We start from the raw sequence: 11335 nt of genomic DNA, 5'->3' as shown, positions 1-11335 counted from the left end.
TGTTTAAATGTCGCATGAACAAACGTTCTACTTAGTCGCATTTTGCTTTATTTCCATGTATAATAGAAGAAGTAATTAACTGAGAGGAGACTTCCTTTGAATCAACCATTAGCATACCGTATACGTCCAACAACTATCGAAGAAGTGGTGGGACAACAGCATTTAGTCGGAGAAGGGAAGATTATTTGGCGAATGGTCGAAGCCAAACGTCTGTCTTCAATGATCCTTTATGGGCCACCTGGAATTGGGAAAACAAGTATTGCTAGCGCTATTTCAGGATCTACCAAATATGCGTTTCGAATGCTTAATGCGGCTACGAATACGAAAAAAGATTTACAAATAGTAGCAGAAGAAGCCAAAATGAGTGGGAGCGTCGTTTTATTGCTGGATGAAATTCATCGTTTGGATAAACCAAAACAAGATTTCTTGCTCCCTCATTTAGAAAGTGGTCGAATTATTTTAATTGGTGCAACTACTGAAAATCCGTATATTTCTATCCACCCTGCCATTCGAAGTCGAGCGCAGATCTTTGAATTAATGCCTCTGTCCGATCATGATATTCAAGTGGGCATTGAGCGTGCTTTAGCGGATAAAGAAAAAGGATTAGGTTCTTTAAATATTCATCTTGATGATGAAGCGCTGACTCATTTTACTCGAGCGACTAATGGCGATATGCGTGGTGCGTTGAACGCATTAGAGATTGCTGCAGAGTCTACCAAGCCGAATGATAAAGGTGTTATTCATATAACCCTTGAAATTGCGGAAGAATGCTTACAACGGAAAGCAATGACCCACGATAAAGATGGGGATGCCCACTATGATGTGATCTCTGCTTTTCAAAAGTCTATTCGTGGGAGTGATGTTCATGCTGCCCTTCATTATCTAGCTCGGTTAGTTGAAGCTGGTGAACTACAGATTATTTGTCGGCGATTAATTATCATTGCTTATGAAGATATTGGACTGGCTAATCCGGCCGGAGCAGCTCGTGCGGTAACGGCTGTTTTAGCTGCCGAAAAAACGGGTTTTCCCGAAGCGCGTATTCCCCTTGCCAACGCTGTCATTGAATTAGCACTCTCTGAAAAATCAAATTCAGCATATAGTGCATTAGATGCTGCGATTGCGGATGTTAAAAACGGAAAAGCAACACATATACCGGACCATTTACGAGATGCTCATTATAAAGGTGCAAAAGAAATGGACCGAGGAGTGGATTATAAATACCCTCATGCTTATGAAAATGCTTGGGTCGAACAACAATATCTCCCTGATCCTTTAATAGGGAAAACATACTATGAACCAAAACCTACAAGTAAATTTGAAACAGCATTGGCAAAACAATATTTAAAATTTAATTCAAATAAAAAATAGTTGAATCATAAATTAATAATATTTTTTAGGTAAATATCTTGCAATATGCGATTAAATGATTTATGATTTAACCAATCGAATAGCAGAACCTAATGAGGAAACTTTTAAAAAAAGTTCTTATCTCAAACCGTTCCTTTGACAGTTAGAACCTGTTATGCTATTCTTTACTTAGAAGTTGATATCTGATGTGTACGCGATACCTCATAATGCGTGAACCCTACAAGTCATTTATATAAGGGATTCTAATAAGAGAAACAATGACAAGCCTTTTCACTTGGAAGTCAAAGTAGCTCTTTGTGAAGCCCACCTGCAGATAGCGGGTTCAAAAGTACAAGGTAACCAAACGGCACGATCGGATATCCTACATAAGAAACGTAAAACCACTTTGTTTATGCAAAGTGGTTTTATTTATATCAAACTTTGAAGGTGGGAAAAAAATGGAAAAGAACTATCAAAAGATATTAGTCGCTATTGACGGTTCAGATGAGGCAGAACAAGCTTTTAAAAAAGCAGTTGCCATTGCGAAGAAAAATAAGAGTCAACTCTTCATTGCTCATATTAGTGATAGTCGAAACTTGAGAATTTTCCCTAATTTAGATCGCCCGGATCAAGACAATACCTTTATTGATCAGGTTTATAATATGGCAGAAACTACTTTAAATACCTATAAAAAATGGGCAGAAAAGCAACACCTATCAGAAGTGAAAATCATCTTAAGAGTTGGCTCCCCTAAGATAGAAATTTCTACAAATCTTCCTAAAGAATATAATATTGATTTGATTCTACTCGGAGCCACAGGATTAAATGCTGTCGAACGTCTCCTGATTGGGTCAGTGTCTGAATACGTTGCTCGAAATGCTCCTTGTGATGTTCTGATTGCTCGTTCTGATGAAGCAGAAACCCATGAAAATAATCGAATAGCCAATAATAACTTCTAAAAAAATTAAAAAATCTCCACTTTTCCTTACTAGAGGAAAGGGAGATTTTTTATTTTATATACCATATTTTCTAAATATAATGGGATCAAATTTTCAACTATTCAATAATATAAATGATCCACCCATTATTCTTTAATTCTCTATATTTTCTAAAGCTGTCTCTCCTAACCAAGCTAACCCGCTCACAGGAATGAAAAATAACATGGCTGGAAACCAATTAAATATAAATAGACAAGCAACTAAAATGATAAGTATGGAAAAGGTTATTTTCAAATTCCCCACAATTAACATAAAAGCAAATAATAATAATTTAGGGGAAGCCTCTTGTTGTCTCTTAGATAAAGGATAAACATAAAGAATCATTAATAAAATCAAAATTGCAAACGTATAAAAAGCATACTTAAAAATTTGGAAAGTTGTCGTCGGCTGATTAAATGAATTTAAAAAATACAAATCCATTATAAGAAGCAAAATACTAATAAATATAGGCAAACCTAATTTGAAACTTTTTTTAAAATTTCTTTTGAAAAAAATAGTAAATTGTGTAAAAATACTTTCTGGCTTTCCTTCTACTTTCCAATCATGCACCACTTCAAAAACAGCATCTGTCGCTGGAATCAGTGTAAAAATAGGTAGAGAAAACAGTAACCAAGATAAGTTAAGGATTGCTATACCTGAAAACCATTCTGTAAAAGTAACTGCTGCTGTTGTAAGATCAAGTTTTTTCAAATATAGCCTCTCCTCTTCTTATTTTTTATCCTTTCATTCCACCTGATAAATCCATTCCTTCGATAAAGTATTTCTGAGCCACTAAGAATAGTAAGACAGTTGGAAGAAGAACTAAAGTAGCTCCAGCCATTAGATAGTTCCATTGGGTGGTTGATTGGTTTTGGAAAACTTGTAAACCAATCTGCAATGTATAACGATCTTCTTTTTGGATGTAAAGTAATGGCCCTAGAAAATCGTTCCATGCTCCATTAAAGGAAGTAATTCCAATAGTGATTAAGGCCGGTTTTGTTAAAGGAATCATTAGCCGACTCCAAATATATAAATGATTTGCTCCATCTATCTGAGCAGCTTCTATTAATTCATTATCTATTGATAAATAAAACTGTCTCATCAAAAAGATATTAAAAGCATTACCAAAAAATGCAGGGACAATTAGTGGTAAATAAGTTCCTACCCAACCAATCCGACTAAATAAAATATATTGAGGGATCATGGTTACAAATCCTGGAATCATCATGGTAGACAAAACCATTGCAAATAAAATGCCTTTCCCAGGAAAATCAATTTTTGCGAATCCATAAGCAATAAAGGAATTCGAAATAATATTTCCAGCAACTACAAACACAGTGATGAACAAAGTGTTTCCAGCGTATTTAAAGAAAGGAAAAGCATCCATCATCTCACGATAGTTATTCCACTGAATATCTACAGGAAATAAATTAGGAGGAAACTGAGCAATTTCTACCATTGGTTTTAAAGAAACGGATAACATCCAGACTAAAGGCAGTAGCAGTAATATACTCACTGCTATTAAAAGAAAATAAGTAAATACATGCCCCCATTGCTCTTTTCTTTTCTTACTTTTATATGGTTTTTTAGTCGCAACTTTTGGCGATAAGGTTTCTTCTATTGTAGACCCAGTTGTCTCTGTATGTTCGATAGGAGAATCTACTGAAGTGCCTGTTTTAATTGTTGATTTAGAATGATTTGATGACTTAATCATGCACTATTCCCTCCTCCGTAATGTACCCAGCGTGGTGCAACTTTCAGATTAATAAAAGTGAGAACTAATACAATGATAAAGAGAATCATGGACATAGCCATCGCATACCCCATATCAAAAGCTACAAATGCTTTATTCCACATATGAAAGTTATAAAAGAGTAGTGAGTTCGCAGGTCCTGCAGTCCCACTCTCAGTCATTACATAAGCCTCTTGAAAGATCTGGAAAGCCCCAATTGTTGATGTCACAATATCATAAAAAATAATTGGAGTAATCATGGGCAGAGTAATATTTAAAAACTGTTGGAAACTATTCGCTCCATCAATTTCAGCAGATTCATAAAGTTGTTTGGGAACATTTTGTAAGGTAGCTAGATAAAGCAACATAGATCCCCCTACACTCCAAAGCCTCATTAAAATTAATGCAGGTTTCGTCCAATTCGGATCAAACAACCAAGCAGGTCCCTTTATCCCAATAAAGGCCAATATAGTATTAACTAAACCAGTTGAAGGAGATAATAACTGCATCCATAAAACATAAACCGCAACTCCTGATAATATAGCCGGCAAATAAAAAATCGTTCGGAAGATACTAATTCCTCTGATACGCCGGTTCAACAACACGGCTAAAAAGATACTTCCAAGCGTCGTTAAAGGAATATTAAAAATAACATAGTAAGCCGTATTATATAAAGAAGTCCAAAACAATTCATCTTGTGTGAACATTCTCTTAAAATTCGCTAACCCTAAAAAATCCATTTTTGAAGTTAGATTGTAATTGGTAAAGCTGCCATATAAAGAAAATAGCATAGGGCCTAGTAAAAACACGGCAAAACCAATTATAAATGGGGAAACAAAGAATAAGCCCCACATTGCTTCTCTTTTTTTTCGTTTATTCCACTTTCTCTTTGGTTTCTTATTGGGTAATGCTTCTTGCTTAGTCGCCATAATAACCCCTACTTTCTATAACTTTCTAATTCTTTATTTTTTTCAAAAAGGAGACATAAAAAACTGTCTCCTTTTTCTTATTTTTTTATATTTTTATTTTTTTATTTAAAAAAGAAAACTATTCATTCTGTTCGACTAAGTTTTCTACAGATTCTTGCGCAGCATCTAAGGCTTCCTGTGGTGTTTTGTTTCCTAACAAGGCCTCATCGAGTTGTCCATTTACTAGCTGTAGATAGTCTGGTGCAGTTAAAGGCACTGGAGTAATAACTGTATAATCAAGATTTTGATGGGCAAGTTTATAAATCATATGACCGTTCTCATCTAAATCTGGATGATCTTCTAAAGCTTCGTTCGCTTCTTGATTTGCCATAATATCAAAACTATTTAAACCAAAGGTGGTTTGTACTTCTGTAGAAACAAGGTATTTCATAAATTCATAAGAAGCATCAGGATTTTCAGCTCCATAAGGAATCTCTAGAGCAAAACCTCCACCCCAAGTCCAAGGTCCACTACCTTCTTCGTATTCCGGAAGAGGGGCTACACCAAAGTTAAAATCTTCTGGTGCATTTTCACGTAAATCTGTATAGTAATTAATATTTTGGCCACGCATAGCTATTAGACCTGAAATAAATGGATCTGCTAGGCCCGAATCAAATTCTGCTTCATACGAATTGATTGTATCTTGTCCATAATAGTCTTGCCAATCTAAGACCCATTCTAGAGCGGACACTTTTTCAGGTGTATTAATTTTCACGTCGCCATTGTCATCAAACCAGCTTGTCCCTTCATCCGCATTTATTGTCCAAACATCTAAACCTAAGTTCCAAAGCGGGTAAAAGCCAAACTGTTCAAACGAATCGCCCTCTTGAACATCTAACTGACGAGCCATCTCTTCTAACTCATCCCATGTTTTCGGCGGAGTATCTGGATCTAAACCAGCTTCTTCGAATAAATCTTTATTGTAAAACAAGACATGGGTATCGGTATTAAAAGGTAAACCATACGCTTCATCTTCATGAACGACGGTATCCCATAATTGTGGATAGAATAATCCCTCGAGATTTTCATCTTCTTGATCTAAGTATTCTTGAAGGTTGGTTGCTTGGTTAGCATCCGCGCGTTGTCTCACTGTATTAATATCTTGAACAATGATATCTGGAATATCATTACCAGAAGCTACTGCCGCTAAGGCTTTTGTCCAAATATCTCCCCAAGGTTGGTAAACGTGGGTAACTTCGATTTCATCTTGAGAATCATTGAAGTCCTCGATAATTGATTCTATGGTCTCTCTTCTTGAGCCTCCACCCCAAAATGACCAAAATTCCAATTCTGTTTTTTCACCACTTGTCGTTCCTTCATCTGTTCCCCCATTTGATGCATCATCTGTTGTATCTCCATTTGTTCCACAAGCTACTAACACAAAAGCAATCAATGACATTAAAACGATTGAAAGCAATTTTCTCCCTTTACTTTTTCCCATTTTAAAACCTCTTTTCTTTTAATAATTTTTATTCATAGGGTTTACAAACGAAAAACGGATACGGTTACGTTTTCCTTGTTAGAATGAGAATACCCTTTCTTATATTAAGAAGCAATCGAAACGCTGTAAGCGGTGAATAGGTATACACCTATAATAAAAAATGGACCTCTCTATAATAAGAGAAGTCCAAAAATCAATATAAATTATATGCTACATTCATGTTGCACCTTTGGAGCCCATGGTAAATAAGCCTCCAGAGGTGTATTTTTTCGATTTGGTAGGTGGGTTAATAAATATTCTAAGTACTTTCGAGGATGTAAGCCGTTGGCTTTCGCTGTTTCAACCAAGATTAAAATAGTCGCATTTGACTGCGCCCCTTTAAAAGAAGCAGAAAAAAGATAATTTTTTCTGCCGATGACAAGGGTTTTAATTCCTCGTTCCGCTAAGTTATTCGACAAGACTAATCGGCCGTCTTTCAAAACATTCATCATACGCTCTTTTTGTTTCAACGCATAAGAAATAGCCGTTCCGAGTTTTGTCTTACCTAAGACAGATAACGATTCACACCAGTCAAAAAAGTGCTCCAATTTTGGCTTTAGAACTTTCAACCGCAAATAGTATCTCTCTTTAGCCGATAAGTCAGCGAATTTCTTATCGAGAGCGAACAACTCATTACAGAGCGCAACGCCTTGATGAGCAGGACTGTCTGGTCTGTACTCCTTTGGTCGGGCATCATAAAAGTAGCGTCTAATATGTGCCAGACAGGCAACTGAGGTAATCCCTTCGAGCTTATTGTAGGCTGAGAAACCGTCGCTATGTAAATACCCTTGGTAACCTTCTAAAAAGGCCTTCGGTACTTCCGCACCTCTGGAAGGTCCCAGCCTGTAAATATGTATGGGTTTCTCGGCATATTTCCCCGCACTGAACAACCACATGTAAGACTTCTGACGATCTTTATCCGCCAGCACTTTAAAGGTTGTTTCATCGGCATGAAGGACTTCTGAGCGTAACAGCTCATTTTTCATTTCTGAAACAAGATCTTCAAAGTAATATTCGGAACACTTGATGTGCCAGTTCGTCATATTATGCCGTGGAATAGAATACCCTAATAAAGCCCAATGGGCTTCTTGTCGATAGGCTGGAACTTTTTGTTCAAATTTTTGATACATCGTTTCGGCTATCAACGAAGCTGATGCTGCTGTGTTGTTTAACGGAAGTTTTGGTACTTCTGATTTTACAAAGGGTGTATGGGTGCCTGTCTTCTCACAGTTTGAACAGGCATAGGTTTTTTGAAAGTGTCGATGATTCTCCATACGTGCGGGAATAAATCTCACTTCTTGTCGCACTAATGAAGTAGAAATTTCCTTCATAGACTTCTGACAGTTTGGACACGTACAAGAATCCACCTCATGAATATGATCTACCGTAGGTAGATTTTTTAATTGATGTTCTTTCAAACCTTTTCTTTTTTTGCGACGACTGTGTTTTTCAATAATAACTTCTTCATCGCTTTGTTCTCCAGTTTGCTCTGGATAGCTAAAAAGTTGATCATCAAAAAGATTTACTTGGTTAGGATCCATGATGGATTCTTTTTTTCGACCAAATAATTTCTGCATGAGATAATCAATTTGTTCTTTCTGTAAGGCAAGTTCATCATCCTTTTGAGCAATTTGTTGCTTTAATCCTATATTCTCTTCTAACAATTTATCTAGCTTTGCGATAATTACTCCAAATTGTTGCTCACTCTTTTTAGACATATGCTTGCCTCCTTGTTGTTAATAAAAATATTTTACTATATTTTAAACAAAAAGACGAGATAGAAAATGATTATTTTTATCACTTTCTACCTCATCTATTAAACAATACTTCCTTCAGTCGCAGGCTGGATCGTAACTTTCTGGTCAATAGACAATCCTTCTAAAAGCCATCTTAACTGTTGTGATGTCAATTGTTTCACTTCCTGTTGGTCCCGAGGCCACTTTAGCCTGCCATTCTCTAAACGTTTATAGAGAAGAATAAACCCATCACCTTCCCAATACAAAGCTTTGAAGCGATCCTTCTTGCCACCACAAAATAGAAATAGGGCATCATCATACACATTCATATCATATTCTTGAATGACAGTTGCTGCTAAACCATCAATTTGGCGACGCATATCTGTTTTCCCACAAACGATAAAAATATTTCCTACCTTTGTAAAGTCAATTATTTTCATGAATGCACAACTCCGCAAGAAGAACCTGTAATAATGGTTCTCGTATTCCTTCATAGATAAAGAGTTCAGAATCGCTAAACTTTAATCGTGCAATTAACTTTTGTGGGTTTTGCTTTCGCTGTTGGGGGTTAACTGATTGTTTTTCATCTTGAAGTCGGACGGGTACGATTTCTTGTTTTCTAGTCATATAAAACCTCCTGTATAATTGAGTGGTCTCAAGTTTAACAGGAGGTATCTTGTACCGGTAGGTACTCAGCTATTCACCGCTTACGAAACGCTTATAGATTTCTCATTTATTAAAAGAAGTTCGGTAAAAAATAAAAGCCAACCCTAATAAAAGAGTTGGCTTATTTGCTTATTTTATTTTTAATTTTTATAAATTATTTTTTAAGACGTTCAACATCTCTGGCAATCATTACTTCTTCATCTGTTGGAATTAAAAGAATTTTTGCAGTAGAATCATCTGTTGAAATTACTCGTTCTTCTCCACGCACATTATTTTTTTCTTCATCTAATTTAATGCCCATAAATTCTAAGTTTTTAATAATGTTCGCCCGTGTTTCTGGTGCATTTTCACCGATACCAGCGGTAAAGACTAATGCGTCTACACCTTCCATTTTAACAATGTATTGACCGACATAGTTACGGACGCGATCTTCAAAGATACGTAAAGCTAATTCGGCACGCTCGTTACCCTCTGCTTCAGCTGCTTCTAAATCTCGCATATCACTTGAAACACCTGAGAGACCTTTTAGACCGGATTGATGATTAAAAATGTCAATCATATCTTGAACATCTGTTAAATCTAATTTTTCCATTAAATATGGAATTAATGAAGCATCGATATCACCTGTACGAGTTCCCATTGTGACTCCTGCTAGTGGTGTGAAGCCCATTGATGTATCAATGGATACGCCATTTTCCACAGCTGTGATAGAAGCACCATTTCCTAAGTGTAAAGTAATTATTTTTAGCTCATCTAAGGGTTTTCCTAACATTTCAGCCGCACGTTCTGATACGAACTGGTGGCTTGTTCCATGAGCACCATATTTACGTGCATCATATTTCTCATAATACTCGTAAGGCAAACTGTACATAAAGTTTACTGCTGGCATTGTTTGGTGGAAAGAAGTATCAAAAACAGCCACGCTTGTAATATCTGGTAAAACATTTTTGAATGCTTTTATTCCAGTTAAGTTTGCCAGATTATGTAGCGGGGCAAGTTTAATTATACTATCGATTTGCTCGATAACTTCGTCGTCAATCAATGCAGATTCACTAAAAATTTCTCCCCCTGCAACCACACGATGTCCTACTCCTTCAATTTCATCTAGATTTTCAATTACTTTTAATTCAATTAATTTTTGAAGTAATAATTCAACGGCCACTTCATGATCATTGATATCTAGTACATCTTCATATTTATTTCCGTTATTATATTTGATTGTAAATACAGAATTATTTAATCCTATTCTTTCTACAATCCCAGAAGCCAAAGTTTCTTCTTCAGGCATTTCGTAAAGCTTCCATTTTAAGCTTGAACTACCTGCATTAATTGCCATTGTTTTAGACATTTATTTATCTCCTTAAATAGTATTTTTATCATTCATTTGTTTTCTTCCATTCAGTGATTTCACCTAGGAAAATTTTCATTGCTTCTAAATCTTTAAAGTCGGGCGCACTGACCATTAAAACTTCTTTTTGTTTTGCTTGTTCCCCTTTTTTCTGAATAATCAACACAGATTTTCTTGATTCTTCATTCGCAAAGACTTCTTTTGGAAGTTGAATAATTCCTTGAATATAGCCTACTTGATTTAAATAGTTAAGCAATACAGAAATCTTTTCATCATTAAAGATATTGCTTGGCAATAAAAAGAAGCCATAGCCATCTTCTTTTAAGTATTTCATCGCTTGTTCAATTAAAAGATAATGACTATAAGATTTTTCATTTTTCTCTCTAAATCGTGTTTCATATTCTTGAATCGTTTCTTCAACAGGATAATAGCCAATCGGTAGATCTGAAGCTATGATATCGGCTGGCTGAAGTAAAAGATTTGACAGTGCGTCTTGATAAATCAAGTTTATAGGAGTTCGTTGGATCGCAGAGTTTGTCGATGCAAGAGATAACATTAATTCATCGTTATCCACTCCAGATCGTAATATTTCACGATTAGGGACTTGATTTAAAAAGTGTGAAATCGTTAATAATAAATTTCCCGTTCCTACCGTTAAATCTACCAGATGGAATTTCTTTTGAGGTTCAGCAATAATCTCAATAAGGTAAGCAATTAATGATCCTAAAGAATCGGGAGTCATTTGATAATTTGGTTGGATATAGTCTTCTTTCATTCCACGCAATAAAGCAATTTGCATAGCTTGGCGAATAGTTTCCGAATCAAAATGAACTAAATCAACCTTTTGATAAAGTTTTTCTAAATCGTTCACAATGTTTTCTGACAAAACACTTTCCTCATTAAATACTTCACCATGGTCGATTAAGTTCTCACCTGTGTGAATAAGCGCTTCTAAATAAGGAATTTCTAACTCTTCTTTTAGAATTTTTGTTGATTCATCTAACATCTGAAACAAATTTATTGCTGTCGGTTCCACGATTTTCACGCCTTTATTTGAGTTATTGTAAATAATTTCACTTTA

At 35.7% G+C, this 11335-nt stretch carries 11 protein-coding genes and 1 other RNA gene; 3 read left to right on the top strand and 9 right to left on the bottom strand.

Translation table 11 applies throughout. The features are described 5' to 3' along the window. Positions 1–96: 96 nt before the first annotated feature. The 3 genes from BUB96_RS01765 (at position 97) to BUB96_RS01755 (ending at position 2306) form a co-directional block, all read left to right on the top strand. Positions 97–1368, top strand: a complete 1272-nt coding sequence (locus BUB96_RS01765) for a replication-associated recombination protein A (protein ID WP_073295389.1) — start codon at positions 97–99, stop codon at positions 1366–1368. Positions 1369–1544: 176 nt separating this feature from the next. Beyond that, positions 1545–1731, top strand: a non-coding RNA gene (ssrS, locus tag BUB96_RS01760) — 6S RNA. Positions 1732–1805: 74 nt separating this feature from the next. After that, positions 1806–2306, top strand: a complete 501-nt coding sequence (locus BUB96_RS01755; RefSeq protein WP_073295386.1) for a universal stress protein — start codon at positions 1806–1808, stop codon at positions 2304–2306. Between the two features lie 132 nt (positions 2307–2438). On the opposite strand, the gene BUB96_RS01750 is transcribed toward BUB96_RS01755, so the two are convergent. From BUB96_RS01750 to BUB96_RS01710, 9 genes are all read right to left on the bottom strand, one after another. Beyond that, positions 2439–3035 carry a YesL family protein gene (locus BUB96_RS01750; protein ID WP_073295381.1) on the bottom strand — a complete coding sequence of 199 codons (597 nt, stop codon included), beginning with the start codon at positions 3033–3035 and terminating at the stop codon, positions 2439–2441. 25 nt (positions 3036–3060) lie between these two features. Beyond that, a complete protein-coding gene (locus BUB96_RS01745; protein WP_407639282.1) occupies positions 3061–3807 on the bottom strand; it encodes a carbohydrate ABC transporter permease in 747 nt (248 codons plus the stop codon). A gap of 227 nt (positions 3808–4034) precedes the next feature. After that, complete coding sequence (locus BUB96_RS01740) at positions 4035–4910, bottom strand: carbohydrate ABC transporter permease (protein ID WP_234945772.1); 876 nt, start codon at positions 4908–4910, stop codon at positions 4035–4037. Positions 4911–5103: 193 nt separating this feature from the next. Beyond that, positions 5104–6465, bottom strand: a complete 1362-nt coding sequence (locus tag BUB96_RS01735; RefSeq protein WP_073295374.1) for an ABC transporter substrate-binding protein — start codon at positions 6463–6465, stop codon at positions 5104–5106. Between the two features lie 203 nt (positions 6466–6668). Next, positions 6669–8222, bottom strand: coding sequence for an IS66 family transposase (tnpC, locus tag BUB96_RS01730; RefSeq protein WP_073295371.1), 1554 nt, complete (start codon positions 8220–8222; stop codon positions 6669–6671). A gap of 98 nt (positions 8223–8320) precedes the next feature. Further along, on the bottom strand, positions 8321–8680 hold the full coding sequence (gene tnpB / locus BUB96_RS01725; RefSeq protein WP_073295366.1) for an IS66 family insertion sequence element accessory protein TnpB: 360 nt from the start codon (positions 8678–8680) through the stop codon (positions 8321–8323). After that, the gene (locus BUB96_RS01720) at positions 8667–8867 is read right to left on the bottom strand and encodes a hypothetical protein (RefSeq protein WP_073295361.1); all 201 of its coding nucleotides are present in this window, start codon (positions 8865–8867) and stop codon (positions 8667–8669) included. Before BUB96_RS01720 ends, tnpB begins: the two co-directional genes overlap by 14 nt. Positions 8868–9060: 193 nt before the next feature. Next, entirely contained in the window at positions 9061–10254 is a 1194-nt protein-coding gene (locus BUB96_RS01715; protein WP_073295358.1) for an acetate/propionate family kinase, read from the bottom strand. Between the two features lie 28 nt (positions 10255–10282). Then, on the bottom strand, positions 10283–11290 hold the full coding sequence (locus BUB96_RS01710; RefSeq protein WP_234945771.1) for a class I SAM-dependent methyltransferase: 1008 nt from the start codon (positions 11288–11290) through the stop codon (positions 10283–10285). Positions 11291–11335: the final 45 nt, after the last annotated feature.

Origin of the sequence: Atopostipes suicloacalis DSM 15692, from assembly GCF_900129085.1 — a bacterium.
GTDB lineage: Bacteria > Bacillota > Bacilli > Lactobacillales > Carnobacteriaceae_A > Atopostipes > Atopostipes suicloacalis.
Note: the sequence above shows the minus strand (reverse complement) of the source record. Positions and strands in the feature narration are given on the sequence as shown.

Excerpts from the sequence above, each read along its gene's own strand:
- tnpC (WP_073295371.1), bottom strand. The coding sequence starts at position 8,222 with ATGTCTAAAAAGAGTGAGCAACAATTTGGAGTAATTATCGCAAAGCTA.
- BUB96_RS01745 (WP_407639282.1), bottom strand. The coding sequence starts at position 3,807 with ATGTTATCCGTTTCTTTAAAACCAATGGTAGAAATTGCTCAGTTTCCT.
- BUB96_RS01740 (WP_234945772.1), bottom strand. The coding sequence starts at position 4,910 with ATGTGGGGCTTATTCTTTGTTTCCCCATTTATAATTGGTTTTGCCGTG.
- BUB96_RS01720 (WP_073295361.1), bottom strand. The coding sequence starts at position 8,867 with ATGACTAGAAAACAAGAAATCGTACCCGTCCGACTTCAAGATGAAAAA.
- BUB96_RS01715 (WP_073295358.1), bottom strand. The coding sequence starts at position 10,254 with ATGTCTAAAACAATGGCAATTAATGCAGGTAGTTCAAGCTTAAAATGG.
- BUB96_RS01755 (WP_073295386.1), top strand. The coding sequence starts at position 1,806 with ATGGAAAAGAACTATCAAAAGATATTAGTCGCTATTGACGGTTCAGAT.
- BUB96_RS01735 (WP_073295374.1), bottom strand. The coding sequence starts at position 6,465 with ATGGGAAAAAGTAAAGGGAGAAAATTGCTTTCAATCGTTTTAATGTCA.
- tnpB (WP_073295366.1), bottom strand. The coding sequence starts at position 8,680 with ATGAAAATAATTGACTTTACAAAGGTAGGAAATATTTTTATCGTTTGT.